Source organism: Pseudarthrobacter sp. L1SW, from assembly GCF_020809045.1.
Classification (GTDB): domain Bacteria; phylum Actinomycetota; class Actinomycetes; order Actinomycetales; family Micrococcaceae; genus Arthrobacter.
Genome location: NZ_CP078079.1, coordinates 2,953,379 through 2,976,914, shown reverse-complemented (window position 1 = coordinate 2,976,914; position 23,536 = coordinate 2,953,379). Strand labels below are relative to the sequence as shown.

21 protein-coding genes and 2 tRNA genes are annotated in these 23,536 nt (G+C 67.3%); 18 read left to right on the top strand and 5 right to left on the bottom strand.

Annotation, left to right across the window (positions count from 1 at the left end; all coding sequences use genetic code 11):
• Nucleotides 1-27 precede the first annotated feature (27 nt).
• Nucleotides 28-1,011, bottom strand: a complete 984-nt coding sequence (locus KTR40_RS13750; RefSeq protein WP_228404075.1) for a DNA-3-methyladenine glycosylase — start codon at nt 1,009-1,011, stop codon at nt 28-30.
• 175 nt (nt 1,012-1,186) lie between these two features.
• On the opposite strand from KTR40_RS13750, the gene KTR40_RS13745 reads away from it, so the two are divergent.
• Genes KTR40_RS13745 through KTR40_RS13715 form a run of 7 tightly spaced genes read left to right on the top strand, consistent with a single transcriptional unit; the run spans nt 1,187 to nt 7,455 of the window.
• Entirely contained in the window at nt 1,187-1,624 is a 438-nt protein-coding gene (locus KTR40_RS13745) for a VOC family protein (protein WP_139029997.1), read from the top strand.
• A 27-nt stretch (nt 1,625-1,651) separates the two neighbouring features.
• Nucleotides 1,652-2,026, top strand: a complete 375-nt coding sequence (locus KTR40_RS13740; protein ID WP_228404074.1) for a DUF1304 family protein — start codon at nt 1,652-1,654, stop codon at nt 2,024-2,026.
• A 55-nt stretch (nt 2,027-2,081) separates the two neighbouring features.
• Nucleotides 2,082-3,467, top strand: coding sequence for a cystathionine beta-synthase (locus tag KTR40_RS13735; RefSeq protein WP_139029995.1), 1,386 nt, complete (start codon nt 2,082-2,084; stop codon nt 3,465-3,467).
• Between the two features lie 39 nt (nt 3,468-3,506).
• A complete protein-coding gene (locus tag KTR40_RS13730; protein ID WP_228404073.1) occupies nt 3,507-4,670 on the top strand; it encodes a cystathionine gamma-synthase in 1,164 nt (387 codons plus the stop codon).
• A gap of 45 nt (nt 4,671-4,715) precedes the next feature.
• The gene (locus KTR40_RS13725; RefSeq protein WP_228404072.1) at nt 4,716-5,225 is read left to right on the top strand and encodes a helix-turn-helix domain-containing protein; all 510 of its coding nucleotides are present in this window, start codon (nt 4,716-4,718) and stop codon (nt 5,223-5,225) included.
• A complete protein-coding gene (locus KTR40_RS13720; RefSeq protein ID WP_228404071.1) occupies nt 5,222-6,634 on the top strand; it encodes an MFS transporter in 1,413 nt (470 codons plus the stop codon). The genes KTR40_RS13725 and KTR40_RS13720 overlap by 4 nt, the downstream gene beginning before the upstream one ends.
• Nucleotides 6,635-6,684: 50 nt before the next feature.
• Nucleotides 6,685-7,455, top strand: a complete 771-nt coding sequence (locus KTR40_RS13715) for an SDR family oxidoreductase (RefSeq protein WP_228404070.1) — start codon at nt 6,685-6,687, stop codon at nt 7,453-7,455.
• A gap of 94 nt (nt 7,456-7,549) precedes the next feature.
• On the opposite strand, the gene KTR40_RS13710 is transcribed toward KTR40_RS13715, so the two are convergent.
• Genes KTR40_RS13710 through KTR40_RS13700 form a run of 3 tightly spaced genes read right to left on the bottom strand, consistent with a single transcriptional unit; the run spans nt 7,550 to nt 10,969 of the window.
• Nucleotides 7,550-9,088 (bottom strand): APC family permease, encoded by a 1,539-nt coding sequence (locus tag KTR40_RS13710; protein WP_228404069.1) that lies wholly within the window; start codon nt 9,086-9,088, stop codon nt 7,550-7,552.
• A 13-nt stretch (nt 9,089-9,101) separates the two neighbouring features.
• Nucleotides 9,102-10,310 (bottom strand): glutathionylspermidine synthase family protein, encoded by a 1,209-nt coding sequence (locus tag KTR40_RS13705; protein ID WP_228404068.1) that lies wholly within the window; start codon nt 10,308-10,310, stop codon nt 9,102-9,104.
• A gap of 2 nt (nt 10,311-10,312) precedes the next feature.
• Entirely contained in the window at nt 10,313-10,969 is a 657-nt protein-coding gene (locus KTR40_RS13700) for a Tat pathway signal protein (protein WP_228404067.1), read from the bottom strand.
• Between the two features lie 181 nt (nt 10,970-11,150).
• Here KTR40_RS13700 and KTR40_RS13695 point away from each other — a divergent pair, with 181 nt between their 5' ends.
• The 7 genes from KTR40_RS13695 (at nt 11,151) to KTR40_RS13665 (ending at nt 17,542) form a co-directional block, all read left to right on the top strand.
• Nucleotides 11,151-11,807: an MOSC domain-containing protein gene (locus KTR40_RS13695; RefSeq protein WP_228404066.1), complete on the top strand. Its 657-nt coding sequence runs from the start codon at nt 11,151-11,153 to the stop codon at nt 11,805-11,807.
• Between the two features lie 405 nt (nt 11,808-12,212).
• Entirely contained in the window at nt 12,213-14,345 is a 2,133-nt protein-coding gene (locus KTR40_RS13690) for a DEAD/DEAH box helicase (RefSeq protein ID WP_228404065.1), read from the top strand.
• A gap of 351 nt (nt 14,346-14,696) precedes the next feature.
• Nucleotides 14,697-14,768 (top strand) — tRNA-Thr (locus KTR40_RS13685).
• A 61-nt stretch (nt 14,769-14,829) separates the two neighbouring features.
• Nucleotides 14,830-14,903, top strand: a tRNA-Met gene (locus KTR40_RS13680).
• 148 nt (nt 14,904-15,051) lie between these two features.
• Nucleotides 15,052-16,248, top strand: coding sequence for an acyltransferase family protein (locus KTR40_RS13675; protein WP_228404064.1), 1,197 nt, complete (start codon nt 15,052-15,054; stop codon nt 16,246-16,248).
• 69 nt (nt 16,249-16,317) lie between these two features.
• Entirely contained in the window at nt 16,318-16,875 is a 558-nt protein-coding gene (locus tag KTR40_RS13670; protein WP_228404063.1) for a dihydrofolate reductase family protein, read from the top strand.
• A 16-nt stretch (nt 16,876-16,891) separates the two neighbouring features.
• Entirely contained in the window at nt 16,892-17,542 is a 651-nt protein-coding gene (locus tag KTR40_RS13665) for an SDR family oxidoreductase (protein WP_228404062.1), read from the top strand.
• Between the two features lie 6 nt (nt 17,543-17,548).
• Here KTR40_RS13665 and KTR40_RS13660 read toward each other — a convergent pair whose 3' ends face one another.
• Nucleotides 17,549-18,754, bottom strand: a complete 1,206-nt coding sequence (locus tag KTR40_RS13660; protein ID WP_228404061.1) for an ROK family protein — start codon at nt 18,752-18,754, stop codon at nt 17,549-17,551.
• Nucleotides 18,755-18,850: 96 nt separating this feature from the next.
• Between KTR40_RS13660 and KTR40_RS13655 the strand changes: the two genes are divergently transcribed.
• The 4 genes from KTR40_RS13655 to KTR40_RS13640 all read left to right on the top strand — a co-directional run bounded on the left by KTR40_RS13655 (nt 18,851) and on the right by KTR40_RS13640 (nt 23,532).
• Nucleotides 18,851-20,563: a glycoside hydrolase family 13 protein gene (locus KTR40_RS13655; RefSeq protein WP_228404060.1), complete on the top strand. Its 1,713-nt coding sequence runs from the start codon at nt 18,851-18,853 to the stop codon at nt 20,561-20,563.
• A gap of 34 nt (nt 20,564-20,597) precedes the next feature.
• On the top strand, nt 20,598-21,539 hold the full coding sequence (locus tag KTR40_RS13650) for an aldo/keto reductase family oxidoreductase (RefSeq protein WP_228404059.1): 942 nt from the start codon (nt 20,598-20,600) through the stop codon (nt 21,537-21,539).
• A gap of 167 nt (nt 21,540-21,706) precedes the next feature.
• A complete protein-coding gene (locus tag KTR40_RS13645) occupies nt 21,707-22,570 on the top strand; it encodes a CoA ester lyase (RefSeq protein ID WP_139029979.1) in 864 nt (287 codons plus the stop codon).
• Between the two features lie 29 nt (nt 22,571-22,599).
• The gene (locus tag KTR40_RS13640) at nt 22,600-23,532 is read left to right on the top strand and encodes a DUF2797 domain-containing protein (protein WP_228404058.1); all 933 of its coding nucleotides are present in this window, start codon (nt 22,600-22,602) and stop codon (nt 23,530-23,532) included.
• Nucleotides 23,533-23,536 lie beyond the last annotated feature (4 nt).

The following is a 23,536-nucleotide window of genomic DNA, read 5'->3' as shown; positions in this document are numbered from 1 at the left end:
CTTCGGGCAAGGAATGACCCCGCGATGTCAGTGCCGGCGGTGGTCCTGGATGGTCATCCGCGGGCCGAACGTGGGTTTGCGGAAGCCGCTGGCCTGGATCATCCGCACCACGCGCTGGCGGTGCCCCTTCCACGGTTCCAAGAGCCGGAGCATCCCGGCGTCATCCGTGCGCCTGCCGGTCAGCGCGGCCCCCACGTAGGCAGCCAGGTGGTAGTCGCCCACCGAGACCGAGTCCGGGCATCCGTGCGTGCGCTGCACCACCTCGGCTGCCGTCCACACGCCGATCCCCGGAATTACCTGCAGCTTTTCCGCCGCCTCCAGCGCCGGCAGCGCCGCCAGCCGTTCAAGCGCGACGGCGGAGCGCAGCGCCCGCATGACGGTGGCCGAGCGTTGCGGCCCCACGCCCGCCCTGTGCCACTCCCAGCTGGGGACCTGTAGCCACTGGGCGGCGGTGGGTGCCAGCACCAGTGCGCCCGGAGCCAATGCGCCGGCGGAGGGAGCGGGGGATCCGAAGCGGTGCAGAAGGTAGCGGTAGGCCCGGCGGGCCTCGATCACTGTCACTTTCTGTTCCAGGATGATCGGGACGAGCTGGTCCACCATGCGGCCGCTCGCGGGAAGCCGGACGCCCTGGCTTCGCCGCCGCGCCTCGCGGACCATGCCGGGGAGCGTGGCGTGGAAGGCGGGCTCGTCGAATGCGGACCAGTCGTCGTCTCCACCCAGGAGCCGCGGCGCTGCCCCAACCGCTGCCGCGGCACCCGGACCCCAGGCCTGGACGTCCACGCAGTGCTCCAGGCTGGTGCCGGCAGTGGCGCTGAACCTCACGGTGGCCGGGCCGTCCGTCGTCGTAAAGGCATTCCAGATGACGCTCCCCTGGACGCTGAAGGACGGATCGCTGGCGCCGCGCAGGAGGGGGCCGAGGGTCCGGGCAAGGTTGTACTGGCCGCCCGGATACCACCGGAGAGAGGCGTCCGCCGCGGCTGCCAGCCGGGCGGGAACCTCTGCAATCGTCATACAGCCATCGTCCCACGGCCCGGTGACAACGAGCGTTCTCCGCCATCTGCGGCGCCGATCTTCGGCACCCTGCTGCACGTGCCAAAGGCCCTTAACCAGCCGTCATTCCGGGACTAGAATCCCAGGTGTGGCGCGGGGCGTCCGCGCCTTCCCTTCGAGATTCCAGGTGAGCGCAATGGGTGGAGTAGTGCATTTCGAAATCCCCGCTGACGATCAGGAGCGGGCCAGGAAGTTCTACCAGGAGGCCCTCGGGTGGCGGATCGACGCCGTCCCGGGAATGGACTACAACATGGTGATCACCACTCCTATGGACGAGGCGACCGGCCAGCCCACGGAAGCGGGCGCCATCAACGGCGGCATGATGGCCAGGGAAGGTGAAATCACCAGTCCCGTCATCACGGTGGATGTCCCGGACATCGACGCCACGCTCAAAACCGTGGAGCAGCTTGGCGGCTCCGTTGTGATGCCCAAGAACGAGATTCCCGGAATGGGCTACTTCGCCTACTTCAAGGACACCGAGGGCAACGTGATGGGGCTCTGGGAGAACCTGCCCGTGGGGGAAACGGGACAGGGCTCAGGTACTGAATCAGCTGCGGACGGCTTCTCCATCTAGGCGCCCGGAACAGCCAAGGGCGGGACCATGGGCACCCTCGAGCAGGTGCTGGCCATCATCACCGGGATCATTTTGATCACGGTCGGCCTCCTCGAAGCCTTCCGGTACAAGGACCAGCGCCTCCACCCAATCTTCCTGATCAAACCCGGTGACACGTCGGCCGTCCGGATGTGGACGTTCAACCTCGGGTTCTACAACATCATCTGGGGTATTTTCGGGATCGCCGGCGTGGTGCTAGTGAACTCCGGGGAGGTCATCGTGGGCCGGACCATGGTGGCCCTGATGTGCATCGCGCACGCCATCCTCGGCATGATCCTGGTTATTAGCGAACGCAGGCTCTGGCTCAGCGGCATCGGCCAGTCATTCTTCCCGGTGGTGATTCTGTGGCTCATGTTCACCTGAGGCATGGCGGGCAAGTGCGGACGCGGGTGGCCGGGGAAGCGGTAGCTTTGTACACATGAAGTACGCCCAGTCCATCCTGGACCTCATCGGCAATACCCCGCTCATCAAGCTCAACCACGTCACTGACGGCATCAAGGCCACCGTCCTGGTGAAACTCGAGTACCTGAACCCCGGCGGATCCATCAAGGACCGTATCGCGATCAAGATGATCGAGGACGCCGAGCGGGAGGGCAAGCTGCAGCCCGGCGGCACCATCGTGGAGCCAACCTCCGGAAATACGGGCGTGGGCCTGGCGCTGGTGGCCCAGCAAAAGGGCTACAAATGCATCTTCGTGGTGCCGGACAAAGTGGGCGAGGACAAGCGCGCCGTCCTGCAGGCCTACGGCGCCGAGGTTGTCGTCACGCCAACAGCCGTCCCGCCGGACAGCCCGCAGAGCTACTACGGTGTTTCGGACCGGATTGTGCGGGAGACCCCTGGTGCGTACAAGCCGGACCAGTTCTCCAACCCCGCCGCGCCCGGCAGCCACTACCAGACCACCGGCCCCGAGATCTGGCGGGACACGGACGGCAAAGTCACCCACTGCGTGATCGGTGCCGGCACCGGCGGCACCATCACCGGCACGGGCCGCTACCTCAAGGAGGCCTCGGCTGACAGGCCGGAGTCCGAGGGCGGCGTTGTCCGGATCATCGGCGCCGACCCGGAAGGTTCGGTCTACTCCGGCGGCACCGGGCGCCCGTACTTCGTGGAGGGCGTGGGGGAGGACATGTGGCCCGCGAACTACGACAAGTCCGTGCCCGACCAGGTGATCGCCGTCAGCGACGCGGACTCCTTCGCCATGACCCGGCGGCTGGCCCGCGAGGAGGGCCTGCTGGTAGGCGGGTCCTCAGGCATGGCTGTGGTGGCCGCACTGCAGGCGGCGCGGGACCTGCCCGCGTCCGCCGTCGTCGTCGTCATTCTTCCTGACTCAGGCCGCGGCTACCTGGCCAAAATCTTCAACGACCAGTGGATGCGCTCCTACGGCTTCCTGTCCGGCGGCGAGGAGACCTCCGTTGGGGAAGTCATCAGCTCCAAGAACGGCGAACTGCCGGACCTGGTGCACATCCACCCGAACGAGTCCGTCCGCGATGTCATCAACATCATGAACGAGTTCGGCGTCAGCCACATCCCGGTCCTGTCCCAGGAGCCCCCGGTGGTCATGGGCGAGGTGCTGGGCGCCGTGGATGAGCGCACCCTCACGGCCAAGCTGTTCCGCGGCGAGGCGAAGCTCACGGACAAGATCTCCGAGCACATGGGCCCCAAGCTGCCCGTGATCGGCTCGCTGGAAACCATCTCCGCGGCCAGGGAGCTGCTCTCGGATGTGGACACCGTCATGGTCACGTTCGTGGGTGCACCCGTGGGCATCCTCACCCGGCACGACCTCCTGGCCTACCTCAGCAACTGAACCGCTTCCCCTGACCTGCGCCACCCGTAAAGGAGCACCATGTCCGCCTCGCACACCCAAGGTTTCAACACCCGCGCCGTCCACGCCGGCCAGGCTTTCGAGCCCCGCACCGGCGCGGTGGTGCCGCCCCTGCACTTCAGTTCGACCTACGCCCAGGACGGCATTGGCGGGCTGCGGGACGGCTATGAGTACGGCCGCGGCGGCAACCCCACCCGGGACGCCCTGCAGGAACAGCTCGCTGCGCTGGAGGGCGGCACGCACGCCTACAGCTTCAGTTCCGGGCTGGCGGCGGAAGACTCGCTGATCCGTGCGCTGACCCGGCCCGGGGACCACATCGTGCTCGGCAACGACGCCTACGGCGGCACCTACCGGCTCATCAGCCGGGTCCTGGGCGGGTGGGGGATCGGCAACACCCCCGTGGACATGGCAAACCTGGATTCCGTGCGGGCGGCTGTCAGCGCCAACAAGACCAGGTTCGTCTGGGTGGAAACCCCGTCCAACCCGCTGATGAAAATCACCGACATCGCGGCGCTCGCAGGGATAGCGCACGACGCCGGGGCCCTCCTGGTGGTGGACAACACCTTCGCATCGCCCTACCTGCAGACCCCGCTCGCCCTGGGTGCCGACGTCGTGGTCCACTCCACCACCAAGTACATCGGCGGCCACTCCGACGTTGTGGGCGGCGCCGTAGTGGTCAACGACGCGGACCTCGCTGAGAAGATCGGTTTTGTGCAGTTCGCCGTGGGTGCCGTCTCCGGCCCCATGGACGCCTTCCTTACCACCCGCGGGCTGAAGACGCTGGGGGTCCGGATGGACCGGCACAGCCTGAACGGCCAGGCCGTGGCCGAGTGGCTGCTGGAGCGTCCCGAGGTGGAGGCTGTCCTGTACCCGGGGCTGCCGTCCCACCCGGGCCACGAGCTCGCAAAAAAGCAGATGCGCAGTTTCGGCGGCATGGTGTCCGTACAGTTCAAGGGCGGTGAGGCGGCTGCCCGGAAGGTGGCGGAGTCAACCTCCGTGTTCACCCTTGCGGAGTCTTTGGGCGGCATCGAGTCGCTGATGAACTACCCGTCCGAGATGACCCATGCATCGGTCAAGGGCACCGAACTCGCCGTTCCCGTGAACCTGCTCCGGCTGTCCTGCGGGATCGAGGATGTTGAGGACCTGGTGGCAGACCTTGAACAGGCCTTCGCCTCAATCCCGTAGGGCTTTCTGCTGGCTTTCTTCAAGATAGTCAGCTAGGGTGCCGTTATGGCACTTCGATCCGACTGGTCCCGGCGCAACTGCAGCATGGCCCGCGGCCTGGACATCCTGGGCGACCCGTGGACCATCCTTATCCTCCGGGAGGTCTTCTTTGGCAACGGACGCTTCGATGCGATGAAGGCCCGGCTCGAGGTGGCCGACTCCGTGCTCACCAAGCGCCTGGCCGGCCTCGTCGAGTCGGGGCTGCTCACCAAAAGGGCGTACGGTGACGGCGGCCGCACCAGGAATGAATACGTCCTGACGGAGAAGGGCGAAGATGCCCTCCCGGTGCTGAATGCGGTGACAATCTGGGCGGAGAAGCACCTGCCGGCACCGTCGGAGCAGGCCCACATGTACGTTATTCACCGCAGCTGCGGCCAGCGCACCACTTCCGCCGATACCTGCACCGCGTGCGGGGAGCGGCTGACGGCTGCCAACACCAGCTGGCACAGCAGGTCCCGTTCGGCGGAACCCGTCCAGCTCTCCACCGCCCCTGGACACGAAGGAACAGCCGCATGAGCGTGGACAAGACCGTCGAGGGCGCGTCCCGGGAAGCCGGCCCGGGCCTTGCCGACGTAACCGCCGGCCCTGCCTCCGCCGTCGTCCGCTTGCGGGAAGCCCCGCCGGGGCGCCCGCGCCGCCGCCTGCACCCTGCATGGGTCGTGGCCGCCGTCGCCTTCCTCGCGCTGGTCGGTGCGGCGGGTTTCCGCGCCGCCCCCGGCGTCCTGATGGTCCCGCTGCAGCAGGAGTTCGGCTGGTCCACCACCGTTTTGTCCGCGGCGGTCAGCATCAACCTGGTCCTTTTCGGGCTGACGGCGCCGTTCGCCGCAGCGCTGATGGAGCGGTTCGGCATCCGGGCTGTGACGGCCACCGCCCTCGTGCTGATCGGCGCCGGCAGTGCCCTCACCGTGCTGGTGAACCAGTCCTGGCAGATCCTGCTGACCTGGGGGCTGCTGATCGGGCTCGGCACCGGATCCATGGCGCTGGTGTTCGCTGCCACGATTGCCAATACCTGGTTCGTGAAGAGCCGCGGCCTGGTGATCGGCATCCTCACCGCAGGCAGTGCCGCCGGCCAGCTGGTGTTCCTTCCGTTCATTGCCGTGCTGGCGCAGGATCCCGGTTGGCGGCAGGCGTCGCTGCTGATTGCCGCCGGAGCCCTGGCCGTGGTTCCCCTGGTGCTGAAGTTCCTCAAGAACTCGCCGGCCGACGCCGGGGTCCTGCCCTACGGCGAGACCGCACCAGAGCCTGTTCCGGCCAGGCAGGCCACGACGCCGGAGCCCGCCGCCCGCAGCAATGCCGCCGTCCGTGCCCTGCAGGTCCTCCGGCGGGCCAGCCGCGTCCGGACCTTCTGGGCACTCGTGGCCGGGTTCGCCATCTGCGGCGCCACCACCAACGGGCTGATCGGCACCCACTTCATCCCCTCCGCCCACGACCACGGCATGACCGAGACCACCGCTGCCGGCCTGCTCGCCGTCGTCGGAATCTTCGACATTGTGGGGACCATCGCCTCCGGCTGGCTGACCGACCGGTTCAACCCCCGCATTCTCCTGGCGGTCTACTACCAGTTCCGCGGCATCGGCCTGCTGGTGCTGCCCCTGCTGCTGAGCGCCGAAGTCCAGCCGAGCATGATCGTCTTTGTGGTGATCTACGGCCTGGACTGGGTGGCCACCGTGCCGCCGACAGCGGCCATCTGCCGGGAAACGTTCGGCGCGGACGGCAGCGTGGTGTTCGGGTGGGTCTTCGCGGCCCACCAGCTCGGCGCGGCCGCCGCCGCCCTGGGCGCCGGCGCCATCCGGGACGCCACCGGCCAGTACACCTACGCCTGGTTCGGTGCCGCGGCAATGTGCACCATCGCGGCGGTCATCAGCGCCACCATCCGCAGGCACTCGGGCTCCCGCGAGCCCGCCACGGCAGGGACGCCTGCCTAACACCGCCCGCCTGACACCGGACCCCGACCCGCCGCTACTAGGCTGGTGCCATGGAGACGCCGCCCGAAGTTCCCGTCCGAAACGTCGCCCTCATCACCGGCGCCGGAAGGCTTGCCTCCATCGGCGCCGGGATCGCCCGGCAGCTGGCGGCGGAAGGCTGGGACCTGGTCCTGGCTTACTGGCCGGGCTACGACGCCCGCATGCCGTGGGGGACTGAACCGGACGACGTCGTCCGCCTGACTGCCGAGCTGGAAGCCATTGGTGCCCAGGTCCATACCCTGCCCGCTGACCTGGAGGACCCTGCCGCGGCAGGGAAGCTGGTGGCGGACGCCGTGCAGCTCACCGGCCCGCTGCACGGCATGGTGCTCAGCCACGCCGAGTCCGTGGATTCCGGCATCCTGGACACCAGTCTCGAATCGTTCGAGCGGCACTTCGCCGTGAATGCCCGGGCCAGCTGGCAGCTGATTGCCGCTTTTGCGCGGCAGGCAACGGACGACGGCGGCGCGATCGTTGCGCTGACCAGTGACCACACGGCGTTCAACCTGCCGTACGGCGCGTCGAAGGGGGCGCTGGACAGGATCGTGATTGCCGCCGCCCGGGAACTGGGGCCGCTGGGCATCTCGGCGAACGTGCTGAACCCGGGGCCGGTGGACACCGGGTGGATGGATGACGAGGTCCGCGCGGCTCTCCTGTCCCGGCAGCCCACCGGACGCCTGGGAACACCGGCAGACGTGGCCGGCACCGTGGCGTTCCTGCTCTCGCCCGCCGGCCGCTGGGTTTCCGGGCAGCTGATCAAGTCAGACGGCGGCTTCTCCGCGTAGCGCCTTTCCCGCCCGGCGCCCCTCCCAGCCCTCCCTTCCCAACTAGGTAGCGCTAAGTGTCGTTTTGACCCCTCAAAACGACACTTAGCGCTACTTACTTGGGGGAGCGGGCGCTGGTTTGCCCGGCGGCGGCCTTGCCCGTGAAATAGCCCCGGGTGGAGGGGAGGAAACGGCAGACGACGGCGAGCACCACGCCCAGGGCCAGCAGCAGCACGCCGCTCACAAACGCGCCGCCGACGCCGAAGATCTGGGTGTTGCCGTACGCCGGATCCCACATCTGCACGGCAGAGATGAAGAAGGCGGCGGTCAGTAGCAGGGCGCCCACCAGGGGAAGGATGCCCCGGAACCACAGATTCCGCGCGGACTGCCGCAGGGTGCCCCGGAAGTACCAGAAGCAGGCGAAGCCGGTCAGTGCGTAGTAGAACGCGATGAACAGGCTGATGGCGCTGATGGAATCGGAGAGGAGGTTCTCGCTCAGGAAGCTCATGGCCACGTAGTACGCGATGGCCGCGGCCCCCATGACCTGGGTGGAGAAGCCGGGCGTCTGGTTCTTCGGGTGCACCTCGCCGAACTTTGCCGGCAGCGCGCCGTGGACCCCCATGGAGAGGGTGCCGCGGGCTGTGGGCAGGATGGTGGTCTGGGTAGAGGACAGGACCGAGGCCAGGACCGCGACGACGATCAGCCAGCCCCACGGGCCCAACACCACGTCCCGCATGGCAAGGAACACGTCGTCCTGGTTGGCCTCATTGCCCAGGCCGATGCCTTCGGTGCCCACCGTGGCGTACATCATCACCAGGAGCGCGACGGACACGTAGATGGCCACCAGGATGAAGGCGGAGATCACCGCGCCGCGGCCGGGGGTGGTGGAGGGGTTCTCCGTTTCCTCGTTCACCGCCAGGCACGTGTCCCAGCCCCAGTAAATGAACAGGGCAAGGAGCACGCCGTGGACCACCGCCCCGGGATCCGCGAAGGCACCGGCCGGGTTGAACCACTCAAAGTCGAAGGGCTGGATGGTGGTGTCGCCCCCTGCTGAGCCCCGGACAATCCCGACGACGATGGCCAGGGCAAAGATGCCCAGCGCAATGTACTGCACATACGTCAGGACCCGCTGGACGTGCTCGCCCAGCCGGATGCCCCGGTAGTTGACCAGCGTCATCACGGCGATGAACAGCACGCCGGTGCCAGTAACCAGCGCCTTGTTCCCGGCAAGGGAACCGTCACCGATCAGCAGCCACAGGTACTGCCCGGCCACCTGGGCAAGGTTGGCCAGGACCACGATGCCCGCGAGCGCCACACCCCAGCCGCCCAGCCAGCCCGCCCAGGGGCCGAACGCACGGCGCGACCAGGTGAAGGTGGTTCCGCAGTCCGGGATGGCGCTGTTCAGCTCGCGGAACGCATACGCGATGAACAGGACGGGGATAAAGCCCAGCAGCAGGATCAGGGGAGTGTAGTTCCCGTTGACGGCCACGATCAGGCCGAGTGTTGCCGCCAGCGAGTACACCGGCGCTGTGGAGGCCAGGCCGATCATCACGGAGTCGCCGAGGTCCAGGATGCCGGCACGGAGACCCTTGGCCGGAACGGTGGTGCCTGGCGTGCCTCCGGGGCCGCCCGTTGTCGTAATCTCTGTGCTCATGCTGCCACCGGATTCATAGTGCGATACCTGCTTTGCTGGAGGCCACGGCCGAAAGCGGCGCCGGCGCGTCGATGGTGTTGGGCACGAAACGGCAGAAGTAATCGGTGACGGGCCCGTCCGATTCCCGGATGCCGCAGCCCACCGATTCGCCGTCCACCACCCACAGGCCCAGGACGGGATGGTTGCCGTCGAAGTCCGGCAGTTCCTGGTACTGCTGGTAGCACCAGCCCTCGCGGCCGTAGCCGCCGGGCTGTTCCAGGCTGATACCGGCCGCGTGGATCTTGATGTTGTCCCCTTCGCGGCCGTGCAGCGGCTTGGCAACCCATTCCTTCAGCGGCCCAGGCTCGTTGAGGAAGGCGGGCAGCAGGTTGGGATGCTCCGGATACAGATGCCACAACGCGGCGAGCAGGGCCTTGTTGGAGAGCAGCATCTTCCACGCAGGCTCAACCCAGCGCGGGTTGTGCGCGCGCTCCAGCAGCCGGTGGCCGAACGGTTCCTTCATCATCAGCTCCCACGGGTAGAGCTTGAAGATGGTGCTGATCATGAAGTTGTCCAGGTCCACGAACCGGTTCAGGTTGGGGTCCCAGCCGATATCGGACATGTTGATGCCGATGGTAGTCCACCCCGCCTGGCTGGCCACGTCCCGCATGTAGGCTGCGGTCATCCAGTCCTCGCCGGACTCCTCAACCTCCGAATGCGCAACGTGCAGGGTGCTCATCCCGGTGCGGTACTGCACCTTCTTCCACTGCCGGATCAGCGCCTCGTGGATGCCGTTCCACTGGTCCTTTTCCGGAAAGACATCCTGCAGCCAGAACCACTGCGCCACCGCCGCCTCGATCAGGCCCGTGGGGGTGTCCGCGTTGTACTCGAGCATCTTGGCGGGTCCGCCCTGCCCGTCGTAAATGAAATCGAACCGGCCATAGACATCCACGTCCCCGGCCTGCAGGGATTCTGCTGCGAGTTCCAGCGCCTGCGCGCCGATGCCGATGGTGCCCATGGCACCCGTGGCCAGGAACTTCGCCGCTTCCAGGCACATCCGGTGCATTTCTTCGGCCGTTTCCTCGAGGCGCTCCACCTCCTCCATGGTGAACTCGTAGTACGCGGCCTCGTTCCAGTACTCGATCCGGCGCCCGTCGTCCATGGTGGTGGTGGAGAACACCAGGCCCTGCTCCTCGATCTTCTGCTTCCAGCCAGGCCTGGGCTCAGACATCAACCGCTTCACGCTCAGCCCCCCGAGACCTTGCCGCCGCCACCGCTGCTGCCGCTCTTGGCGCTGGTTCCAAAGCCGCCCCGGCTGACCGTTCCGCCTTTGGTGCTGTATCCGGTGGACACTTTCGCGCCGCTGGGCACGGTCCGGGTGTAGTTGGGTGCGGTGGAACGGTTCTGGCCTATCGGCGGAACGTAGGCGCCGCGGGAGAAGAAGTACCAGGCGAAAACACCGCCGCCGCGTCCGGCGGAGCTGTCGCAGTTGCGGTCTTCCACGCGCTCGCCGGTTTCGTCGTTGAAGCACACCTGCGCGTACTCGGGATCGTCCTGGTTGCTGGCCACCACGGCGGTGATGGTGCCGGCGAGCAGCGCTGTTACGCCCAGGCCTACGACGACGGTGCGCCGCTGGGAGCGTTTCTTCCGGGATGCTTCCTCGTTGAGCTGCCGTTCACGGTCCCGTGCGAACGGGTCCACCGGAGTGACCGGCTGGTTCAGGAGTTCGGGGCGCAGTTCAGGCTTGGGCACCTGCCAGGGAGGGGGCTTCGCGCCGCTGTGCCCGTCCCCGCCCGGCTGTCCGTCCCCGGCAGACTGCCCGCCTTCGCCCGCAGGCTGCCCGCCTTCGCCCGCAGGCTGGCCGCCGGGCCGCCCGTGGTCCGGGTCCTTGTTCGGGTCCATGGTGTCCCCCTCAGTTGTCCACGTGAATTGGGCACAGCGCTGCACCCCCAATTGCAATCCTGAAATCAGCGTAGTCCCTGCCGGTAGCGGCTGCGAGTAGGGCAGCCCGTCCGGAACAGGGGAGAAGTCCCCATCCCGGCAACTCCCCGCCGCTGCCGGCCGCCGACCCTACACTGGAGCCATGGAAACCGCCTCTGTCCTTGCCGTGTGCCGCGTCCACCAGCTCCTGCCGGACGCATCGAACGTAGGCGTGACCGCCATCGACAAGCGTCCCGCCGAAGGCCCGGTCAAGGTGCACCGGTTGGGCCTGCAGGGCGACATCCAGGCCAACCGTGTCCACCATGGCGGGCCGGACCAGGCCCTCTACGCCTACTCGCAGGAGGACGCGGACTTCTGGGAGGGCGAACTCCAGCGCGAGCTGCCGCCGGGGATCTTCGGCGAAAACCTTCGGGTTGCCGGGATCGATGCCACCGGCGCGGTGATCGGAGAGCGCTGGAAGATCGGCCTGGACGTCGAGGTGGAGGTCACCTCGCCGCGCACGCCCTGCGCCACCTTCCAGCGCCGGATGCGCGAGCCGCGGTTCGTCAAGCGATTCACCGAGGAAGGCCGGGTGGGAGCCTACCTGCGGGTGGTCCGGACGGGGAGCATCCAGGCGGGAGACCATATCCACCGGCTGTACGTCCCCAGGCACGGCATCACCGTGGGCAGGTGGTTCAGCGAGCCTGACCTGGAAGCCATGGAAGCACTGCGCGACGCCGATGCCGACGGTGAGATCCGCCTGCAGCAGCCGGAGTTCAGGCAGAAGTTCGAGGCCCTGGAACGGCAGCTGGGCCGGTAGCCGCAAGGGCAAGGCGGCTGGAAGGGGAGCGGTGTGCGCAAGCTCACCGCCGTCGTCGTACGTTCAATTTCCGCTGCGGCGGGTGCGTACCTTACACTTGAAACATCCCCCACTCCGGAAATCCCTTATTCCTGCCCAATTTTTGAGGCAGGACTGGCAAGTGTTGGGGCCCGCACAAGCGATGCGGGCATTTTCATAGGGAGAGCCGGCTAAAGAAAACGCTGTACAGACTGCTGGGATAGCAGCCAAGAGATGCAGCGGGAAGTCCTGCCACGGGATTGCGAAAGCGCCGGACTTCTGTGACCGGCCGGTCAATGTTTGCCCGGCATCCACGGCACACGTACTGCGGCTCCACTCACCTCGGGTAGTGCCGCCTGGCCCCCTATGGATGAGGAATATTTCCCTATGCCCGAAAATCACAACGACGCCACTGCTGAAACAGCAACTGCCAGCATCGAATTCACCGAGCCCGCTGCCCCCGCAGCCGAGGCCGCCCCGGCACCCGCCGAAGCCCCCGAAGCAGCTCCCGCCGAAGCCCCCGCCAAGGTTGAGGAAGCACCCGCCGCTCCCGCCGCCAAGGCTGAGGACGACGAGGAAGAGGGCATCAAGTTCGCCGACCTCGGCATCGACGGCCGCGTCCTCGCCGCCCTGCAGGATGTCGGCTACGAAAAGCCTTCCCCCATCCAGGCAGCAACCATCCCGCTCCTGCTCGAAGGCCGCGACGTCGTGGGCCTCGCCCAGACCGGCACCGGTAAGACTGCAGCATTCGCAGTACCGGCACTGTCCCGCCTGGCCGAACTCCACGACCTCAACGGCCCGTCCCGGAAGACCCAGGCACTGGTCCTGGCTCCCACCCGTGAGCTGGCGCTGCAGGTTGCCGAGGCCTTCACGTCCTACGCCAAGCACATTGACGACTTCACCGTCCTCCCCGTCTACGGCGGCTCCGCCTACGGTCCCCAGCTGGCCGGCCTGCGCCGCGGTGCCCAGGTTGTTGTTGGTACCCCCGGCCGCGTGATCGACCACATCTCCAAGGGTTCCCTGGACCTGTCCGAGCTCCAGTACCTGGTGCTGGACGAGGCCGACGAGATGCTGCGCATGGGCTTCGCCGAAGACGTGGAGCAGATCTTCCAGCAGACCCCGTCCGACCGCCAGGTTGCACTGTTCTCGGCCACCATGCCGAGCCAGATCCGCCGCATGTCCAAGCAGTACCTGAACAACCCGGCCGAGATCTCCGTCAAGTCCAAGACCACCACCGGCGCCAACACCCGGCAGCGGTACCTGCAGGTCATGGGCCCGCACAAGCTCGATGCCATGACCCGCATCCTCGAAGTTGAAGAGTTCGACGGCGTCATCGCCTTCGTGCGCACCAAGATGGCTACTGAGGACCTGGCTGACAAGCTGAAGTCCCGCGGTTTCCAGGCCGCCGCGATCAACGGCGACATTCCGCAGCAGCAGCGCGAGCGCACTGTGGACGCACTGAAGGAAGGCCGCATCGACATCCTCGTGGCCACTGACGTCGCCGCCCGTGGCCTTGACGTGGAGCGCATCAGCCACGTCATCAACTACGACATCCCGCACGACACCGAGTCCTACGTGCACCGCATCGGCCGCACCGGCCGTGCAGGCCGCTCCGGCGACGCCATCCTGTTCATGACGCCGCGGGAGAAGTACCTGCTGCGTTCCATCGAGAAGGCCACCCGCCAGCCGGTGGAGCAGATGCACCTGCCCACCGCCGAAACCGTGAACACGCTGCGCCTGGGCAAGTTCGCCGAGCGCATCACGGAAACCCTGGCCTCCGAGGACGTGGCTCCGTTCCGCGACCTCATCGCCTCCTACGAGGAAGAGCACAACGTGCCCGCCTCGGAGATCGCCGCAGCCCTTGCCGTCATGGCGCAGGGCGGGCAGCCTCTGCTGGTCAAGGAACTGCCTGCAGCTCCCGAGTTCCAGAAGCGCGAGCGCTCCAAGGACGGCTTCGGCTCACGCGGCCCGACCCGCACGCTGACCGAGGGCAATGCCACCTACCGGATCGCCGTGGGACGCCGCCAGCGCGTCATGCCGGGTTCCATCGTGGGCGCCATCGCCAACGAGGGCGGCATCTCCTCGGCGCAGATCGGCGGCATCGACATCCGCTCGGACCACTCCCTGGTGGAGCTGCCCGCGGACCTGAGCCCCGAGCAGCTGCGTGCCCTGTCCCGCACCCGGATCGGCGGCGAGCTGATCCACCTCGAGCTGGACAACGGCCGCAAGCCATCCGGCGAGCGCGGCTCCTACCAGGGCAACCGCGGCGGTGACCGGGGAGGCAACTTCAAGGGCAACGGCGGGTTCAAGAAGGAATTCCGCAAGTCCGACGGCGAGCGGTCCTCCGCGGACCGCGGCGGCCGCTCCTACAGCGAGCGTTCTTCCTTTGGTGCTGACAGCGGTGCCAGCCGCGGCCAGGCCAGCGACTCCCGCTTCGGCGGCCACGGTGACGGCTCACGGAAGCCCCGCCACGGCAACGAGGGCGGCCAGCGCGACTTCAACCGCAAGGGCAAGTGGTAAACCGTCAGCTAGCCTGACACGTTCCCCCGGTGGGCCGGCTTCCAAGCCGGCCCACCGGCATTTAACCCTTGAAGTTTTTGTCCAGAGGCGCAGACTCCCAGGGGCTCGAAACCTGCATACCCGGACAAAAACTCAAGCCGAGTGTGCGACTCGACACACCAGGGCCGTTGACTTGCTGCAAAACCGTCCGCAGGCCTGGACCCTGTCGCCGTCTGCCCGGCCGCACAACCCCGTAACGGCGCGGAAAATCGGGATCCATGGGGCGCGAACTGCAAGCGTTGCGCCGCCCAAAAGCCGCCCCGGACGCCGATTTGTTGGTGGGAAAATCTTCCGGTAGAGTATTTACTCGTTGCCCCCCTAGCTCAGTGGTAGAGCGCGTTCTTGGTAAGAACGAGGTCACCGGATCGATTCCGGTGGGGGGCTCTGGATGAGGGCCTGTGTCAAGGCGGTTTTGACCGGCTTGGCGCAGGTTTTTCTCATTCGTGGCGGTGTAGCTCAGTTGGTTAGAGCGCACGACTCATAATCGTGAGGTCGGGAGATCGAGCCTCCCCACCGCTACAGGCTAAGCCCCCGGAATCGCCGAGATTCCGGGGGCTTTTCTGTGCCCTTTTCGGTGCCGCCAACAGAAGGTCCTTCGGCTCTGGCGCCATGGGACTGGCGGTAGAGGATGGATCCAAAGGCAGGAGCGCGGCGAGGAGGGCCAACAATGTCCCGAACAGCTGGGTCCGGCGGGCCACCTGCCGCCGCCGCCGGGACAGGCCGACTGGCCTTCGTGGACGTCCTGAGGGTGCTGATCATCTCCATGGTGATCATCCACCACGCCGCCCAGGCGTACGGGGAGACCGGCGGCTTCTGGCCCGTGGAAGACCAGGCCACCAGCGACTGGTTCGTCCCGTTCTACACGGTGAACGCGGCCGTGGGCCTGGGCCTGTTGTTCCTGGTGGCCGGCTACTTCCTGCCCGGCTCTTATGAGCGCAAGGGTCCGCGCCGGTTCCTTAGGGAACGGTGGGTCCGCATCGGGGTGCCGCTCGTTTTCTTCGTTGTGGCAGTCAACGTTCCGCTCGCCTACCTGGCGTCCGGAAGTCCCGCTCCGGGGGAGTTCGTTAGGTCCCTCTACGACGGCGCGTGGCAGGGCGCCTACCTCCACCTGTGGTTCCTGGCCCACCTCCTCCTCTACTCGGCCGCCTATGTCCTGCTGGTGGGCCGCATCCGCCGGCTGCGCCCGGCCGCACCAGGGGGCCCGCGGCGGACACTGCCCCCGCCTGGCCACCGGGCCATCCTGGCCTTCGCAGCGGCCCTGGTCCTGGTCACCTGGGTTGTCCGGTGGTGGTTTCCCGTTGATGACTGGGTGCCGCTGTTCTTCGTCATTCCAGCGGAGCCCGCCAACCTCGCCCAGTACGTGAGCCTGTTCGTTTTGGGCATCCTGGCCTACCGGAACGACTGGTTCCGGCGGATCCCGCGCCACATCGGCTTCACCTGGCTGGCGGTGGGCCTCATTGCGTCCGCGGCCATCTTCTCCCTGCAGGCCTTCCATCTCTGGAATGTTGCCACCGCGACGGGAGGGCTTGATGGGCGGTCGCTGGTGCGGGTCTTCCTGGAGACGATGGTGTGCGCCGGCCTGTCCGTGGGCCTGGTGGTCACGTCCCGGGAGCTCTTCCACCGTCCCGTACGGCTGCTGGCAGCGATGGCCGCCGCCAGCTATGCCGCGTACATCCTCCACATCTTTGTCGTGGTGGGCCTCCAGGTGGCCATCCTGCAGGCCAATTGGCCGGCCAGGGCTAAGTTCCTCCTGGTTGCCGTGCTCGGCGTCGTGGTTTCCTTTGGCCTGGGCCACATTTCCCGCTCGGTGCCGGGACTGCGGATACTGCTTGGCACCGTCCCGGAGCGCCGGCGGGCAGTCTGACTGTTCCCGCGAACTGCGCGTGAACGCGGTGGCTTCCAACTCCCCGCCTTCGAGGCCACAATAGGGACCATGGGCCAGCTCACCTACACCTGCATCACCTCCCTGGACGGGTATGTGGCGGACAGGAACGGCAACTTCGACTGGAGCGCGCCCGACGAGGAAGTCCACGCCTTCGTCAACGACCTCGAACGGGACGTCGGGACGTTCCTGCTCGGCCGCAGGATGTACGACGTTATGGCCGTTTGGGAAACCATGGGCGGTCCCGGCGAGCCGCCGGTGATCCAGGACTACGCCCGGATCTGGAAGGAGGCAGACAAGGTTGTCTACTCTTCTTCGCTTGCAGTCGCCGGGACGTCCAGGACCCGGATCGAGCGCACCTTCGACCCGGACGCCGTCCGGGCGATGAAGGCGGCAACGGACGGGACGATGAGCATCGGCGGTGCCAACCTGGCCGGACTGGCATTCGCGGCAGGACTGGTGGACGAATGCGGATTCCTGATCAATCCGGTGGTGGTCGGGGGAGGCCTGCGGGCCTTGCCGGACAACCTGGAAGCCCGGCTTGAACTCTTGGACGAGCGCCGGTTCGGCAACGGCGTGGTGTACCTTCGCTACCGTTGCCTGCCCTGAGGGGCAGAATGGGGGCATGACCCGAATCGCAATCATCGGCGGCCACGGCAAAGTGGCCCTTCACCTGTCCGCCCTGCTCACGGAAGAAGGCCACAGCGTCACCTCGTTCGTCCGCAACCCGGACCATGCCGCGGACGTCGCGGCAACGGGGGCAGCGCCGTCGGTCCTGGACATTGAAAATGCGACGACGGCGGCCATCGCCGAAGCGTTGAAAGGCCATGACGCCGTGGTCTGGTCCGCCGGCGCCGGCGGCGGCAACCCGTCACGCACCTACGCAGTGGACCGGGACGCGGCAATCCGTTCGATGGATGCGGCCGCCGAAGCCAATGTGGGCCGCTACGTGATGGTGTCCTACCTGGGCGCCGGCAAGGACCATGGCATGCCGGCGCACCACTCCTTCTTTGCGTACGCCGAGGCCAAAGCCGCCGCTGACGAGTACCTGCGGGGCACCGGCCTTGCCTGGACCATCCTGGGCCCGGGGGCGTTGACGGACAAGCCGGGAACCGGGCTGATCGATGTCAGCCCCGCGCCCGGCGGCAGCCGGGAAACCTCCCGAAGCAATACCGCAAGCGTCGCGGTGGCCGTGCTGGACCTGCCGGAAACGGCGGGCAAGACCATCGAATTCTGTGACGGCACGCTGCCTATCGCCGCTGCCCTGCAGCCCTAGCGCCGGCTAGGCCCCGGGGACCAGTTGGAGGTCGAGGGAATGCTTCTCCACATAATCCAGCGCGCCCCGGACAGCCCCAACGGTAACAATCGAGTCGCCCAGCGGTGAAACTGCAATACGCGGGGGAGTGGCAGTGAAATCCTTCAGCTGCCGGGTAATCGGTTCAAGCAGGACGCCCGCGGAGTTGGCCACTGCCCCGCCGATCACCACAAGCTCCGGGTTGAACACGGTGGCCACCGCGCCGATCACCCGTGCCACGCGATCCGCCAGGCGGTCCAGTATCCGCAGGGCCATGGCGTCCCCCTCGGCGGCGGCTGCGAAGACGTGCTCAGCCTCCGCGCCGCCTTGGGCCGCATACTCCCGGAGGGATGTCCTGGTTTTGCCGGCCAGCGCCTCGGCCGCCCACGTCCTGGCCAGGCTGGCGATGCCAAACGTGTCCCCCACACCCTCCACCCGGTCCAGGAACGCGAGCTCACCGGCGCCACCGCGGCTTCCATGCAGCAGCCGCCCGCCGTCGATCACCCCTGAGCCGAAGCGTTCGCTGGCAAGGATCACCACGACGTCGTCCACCCCCGCCGCAGCACCCCGCCAGCGGTCGCCGAGCGCGGCCAGGTTGGCGTCGTTTTCCAGCAGGACCGTCCAGCCGTGCCGGTCCCGCATGGCTGCCTTCAGGCCGACGTCGAACAATCCCCAAAAATGCTGCGCCAGCAGTACCTCGCCGTTCCGGTCCACCGGCGCGGCAATGCCGGCGCAGACGGCCAGGACGGAATCGGGCGGGGCGCCCACCCCCCGGAGTGCGGAGAGCGCGGTGCGGTCGATGACCGAGACGCGTTCCGCGGCGGATATTTCGGCTTCCGCGAAGGGCAGGCTGGAGCGCCCCAGCACCTGCCCGCGAAGGTCCGACACCACCACCGTGGCTTTGGAAACCCCGATGTCCATGCCGAGCACGTAGCCGGCGCGCTCGTTGAGTTCGAAGCGGCGGGCGGGCCGGCCCTTCCGGTACCCGCCGAAGGCCCGCTGGTTCTCCAGTTCGCGGAGCCAGCCCCGCTCCTTGAGGTCCTCGCAGACGGCGATGGCCGTGGCGCGGGTGAGGCCGGTGGCTTCCATGACTTCCGTGACCGTGACGATCCCGGAGGAGCGCATGAATTCCAGCACGGCGCCGGCACTGACGCGGCGGAGCAGCTGCGGGGTGGCAGCCGTGGTTTCAGCCATGCTGTTGACCTTTCCGTGCGGCGGGCCAGATAATGATCGGGCAACTAAATTTAGAACCAAAATAAATATAGTCGACAAGCAGCAAAGGATCACCCCTTGTCCACCACCGCCACCCTGGCAACCCTTTCCGATTCCGACCGCCTGGCCGATCCGAACTGGTGGCGCCAGGCCTCTGTGTACCAGATCTATCCGCGCAGCTTCGCGGACTCCAACGGCGATGGCATCGGCGACCTGAAGGGCATCACCTCCAAGGTCCCGTACCTGAAGTCGCTCGGGATCGACGCCGTCTGGCTGAGCCCTTTCTACCCCTCGGCGCTTGCCGACGGCGGCTACGACGTGGACGACTACCGGGACGTTGACCCCAAGCTGGGCACCCTCGAGGACTTCGACGAAATGGCCGCCGCCCTGCACGAGGCCGGCATCAAGCTGATCGCGGACATCGTCCCCAACCACTCCTCCAACCGGCACGAGTGGTTCAAGGAAGCGCTTGCCTCACCCAAGGGATCGCCTGCCCGTGACCGCTACATCTTCCGTGACGGCAAGGGCCCCAACGGCGAGTTCCCGCCGTCGGACTGGGACTCGGTGTTCGGCGGACCCGCCTGGGAGCGCATCACCGAGCCGGACGGCACCCCCGGCCAGTGGTACATGCACATCTTCGCCAAGGAGCAGCCGGACCTGAACTGGTCCAACCGGGAAATCCGCGAGGACTTCCTGAAGACCCTGCGTTTCTGGTCCGACCGCGGCGTGGACGGCTTCCGGGTGGACGTGGCCCACGCCCTCACCAAGGACCTCACCGAACCGCTGCTGTCCAAGCTGGAACTGAGCGCGGCCAACACCGGCGTGGACGGTTTCGACGACGGCACGCACCCCTTCTGGGACCGCGACGAAGTGCACGAGATCTACGCCGAATGGCGCGAGGTGTTCAACGAGTACAACCCGCCGCGCACCGCCGTGGCTGAAGCCTGGGTCCACGCCACCCGCCGGGCACGCTACGCCAGCCCGGAGGGCCTTGGCCAGGCCTTCAACTTCGACCTGCTGCAGGCTGACTTCGACGCCGCCGAGTACAAGGAGATCATCACCCGGAACCTGGCCGAGGCGGCCGCCACCGGTGCCTCCTCCACGTGGGTCTTCTCCAACCACGACGTGGTCCGCCACGCCACCCGCTATGGCCTGCCCCAGGTCTCGAAGGGCAAGGCAGGCACCAAGGGCCAGGACGGTAAGGACTGGCTGCTCGCCGGTGGCCCCAAGGAGGAACTGGACACGGAGCTCGGCGAGCGCCGCGCCCGCGCCGCCACCCTGCTGATGCTGGCTGTCCCGGGCTCCGCCTACCTCTACCAGGGCGAAGAACTGGGCCTCCAGGAAGTGGCGGAGATCCCTGAATCCGAGCGCCAGGATCCGTCCTTCTTCCGCAACAAGGGCGTGGAGATCGGCCGCGATGGCTGCCGCGTCCCGCTGCCGTGGAAGGTTGAAGGAACCTCCTTCGGCTTCGGCGAAGGCGGTTCGCACCTGCCCCAGCCCGACTGGTTCAGCAAGTACGCCGTCGAGGCGCAGGACGGGACCCAGGGTTCCACGCTGGAGCTCTACCGCAAGGCCCTGAAGCTCCGCCGCGAACTGCAGACGGACGAGGAGCTGGAATGGCTGGAGACCGGCAACCCGGAGGTCCTGCACTTCCGCCGTCCCAACGGCTGGCAGTCCGTGACCAACTTCGGGGACACCGCCGTCGCGCTTCCCGACGGTGAGGTCCTGGCCAGCAGCGCGCCGCTTGAGGACGGCAAGCTGCCCGCCAACACCACCGCATGGCTGCGCTGATGCCTGGACCGGTCCCCGAACGGCGGCCCTCCTGATGCAGGAACTGATCTATGGCTGCATGGGCCTGGGCGGCAGCTGGTCCGACGAGCCGCATGCCGGTGAGCATGTGGACGAGGCCGCTGCCGCCGTCGAGGCTGCCCTGGCCGCGGGAATCACGCTGTTTGACCACGCGGACATCTACCGCAGCGGCAAGTCCGAGGCAGTCTTCGGCGAGGTGCTCGCGTCCACCCCGGGGCTGCGTGACCGTATCCGGCTGCAGACCAAGTGCGGGATCAGGCTCAACGAGCGCGGACTGAAGACGCACTATGACCTCAGCCGGGAAGCCATCCTGGAGCGCGTCAACGAAAGCCTGAAGCGGCTGCGGACGGACTACGTGGACATCCTCCTGCTGCACCGCCCGGACCCCCTGGCGGACCCGGCGGAGGTGGCGGCCGCCGTCGGGCAGCTGATGGCGGAAGGCAAGGTCCGGCAGCTCGGCGTGTCCAATATGTCCGGGGCGCAGATCGAGGCGCTGCAGGACCGGCTGGAAACCCCGGTGGTGGCGAACCAGCTGGAGATGAGCCTGCTCAAGCGGGCCTGGCTGGAAAGCCAGGTGCTGGTGAACCATGCCGAGCACCTGGACTACAGCTTCCCGCACGGCACCCTGGAGTACTGCGTGAGGAACTCCATCACGCTCCAGGCCTACGGCTCGCTTGCCAAGGGCCTGTACACCGGGGCGGAACCGGAAAGCCCTTCGTCCGCTGAGGCAGCCACCGCCGAGCTCGTGGCGGCGCTGGCGGGGGAATACGGCAGCACGGGGGAGTCGGTCCTGCTGGGCTGGCTGATGAAGCACCCGGCCGGCATAGCCCCGGTGATCGGGACCGTCAACCCCGGCCGGATCCGTGCCTGTGCCGACGCCGCCCGCGTGGCCCAGGCCATGACCCGCGCGGACTGGTACCAACTCTGGGTGACTGCGCGCGGCAGCAACATCCCCTGACCCACCCCAACCAGGTAGCGGTAAGTGTCGTTCTGGCGCCCCGAAACGACACTTGCCGCAACCTGCTTTCGCTGCCGGGCCTGTCATATCCCGTTTAGTTCGTATTGAACCTCCCGAGCCGGCCGTTTTCGCCCCCGTGCCCCTTCCGGGGCGGATACGGTAGATACATGACGTCTACCATCGCCACCGAGACCGTAAGGCCGGAACGCAATATCCCCGCAGAGATCGCCCGTTCATGGCTCCTTGTGAATGCCATGAAGACGGAGCTCTTCGACCAGTCGGCAGTGTCCCGCGCCGACTCGATCATCCTGGATATTGAAGATGCCGTGGATCCCTCCCAGAAGGACCAGGCCCGGAACAACGTGGTTGACTGGCTGACCGCCGGCGGCAAGGCCTGGGTCCGCATCAACGACGCCACCAGCCCGTTCTGGGCAGCGGACCTGGCCGGCCTCCGCGGCACCCCGGGACTGCTCGGCGTCATGCTGGCCAAGACCGAATCCGCGGACCAGGTGACCGAGAGCTTCCACCGCATGGACGGCAAGACGCCCGTCATCCCGCTGGTGGAATCCGCCGTCGGCATCGAGGAAGCCAACAACATCGCCAAGGCCCAGGGCGCTTTCCGCCTGGCCTTCGGCTCCGGCGACTTCCGCCGCGACACCGGCATGGCCGCCACCCCCGAAGCCATGGCCTACCCGCGCGCCAAGCTCGTCGTCGCCAGCCGGGTGGGCAACCTGCCAGGGCCCATTGACGGACCCACCGTGGGCACCAACCACCCCATCCTGCGCGAGCAGACCGGCATCACGGTGATGATGGGCATGACCGGCAAGCTCTGCCTGGCCATCGACCAGACCCCCGTGATCAACGAGGTCATCAGCCCCACGCCGTCGGACGTTGCCTGGGCCACCGACTTCATGGCCGACTTCGAAGCCAACGGCCGCGTGATCCGTGACGGGTCCGACCTGCCGCGCCTGGGCCGCGCCGAGAAGATCATGAAGCTCGCGGTAGCCTTTGGGGTGCAGCCCGCGCTGTAGCACCCACGCTTTTCACACCAGGAGACCCCGTGACCGATGCGCGCTATCTGGTCCACGGGGTCTTCTGGCCTGCGGGGGACGGTTCTGCCAACGGCGCGCCTCCTGTCCTGCGGCTGCAGGCTGCGGACAGCACCTTCCGGGAAACGGCGCTCGACGACGGCACCAGGCTGGGCGTTCGGCTCGCGGCCGACGGAAAGTACTGCCTCGGCCACCACCGGGTCCATGGCCCTGCCCACCGGGACCACGTGCTGTGTGCCGGCCGCCTGCCCTCGGCCCGCGGACACCAGTGCGAACGGTGCTTCCTGGCGGACGACTTCCGGCTCATGCACGACTTCCACCGTGACGGACGCGTCCCGCCCGGGCTCCGCAGCTACCTGATGCAGCCGCACTGGCTCTACGTGGCCACCTTCGCCAACGGGGCCAGCAAGGTGGGAACGGCTTCCAACCTGAGGAAATGGCAGCGGCTGGCCGAACAGGGCGCGGTGGTGGCCAGGTACATAGCCCGCGCCGCGGACGGCCGGATAGTACGGATCCTTGAGGACCTGGTAACGCGCGACGGCGGGCTCCCGCAGCAGGTGCGGTCAGCCGCCAAGGCAGGAGCCCTCGCCGACCCCGCCCCTGCGGGCTTCCTCAAGGCGCACAATGCGGCGCTGGCGGCCACAGCGCGCCGCGTCATTTCCCGCTCTGGCCTGGATGGGTTCGAGGTGGTGGACGAAGCCTGGGCCAGGCACGGACTGGCTGAACGGCTGTGTTCGGCAAGCCCCAGGCACGCCTACCCCCACAGCCTGGCTGACGGGCCGCACGGCTTCACCATCCGGTCCGTCTGCGGCAGTTTTGTGCTGGCCACGCTGGACGATACGGACCTCGAATTCGTTGTGGACCTCGGCCGGCTCAAGGGCAGGCGCATCGAGCTTGGAGACTATTCCTCGGAGGTCCCGGCCGTGCAGGAAGCCCTGTTCTAGGGTT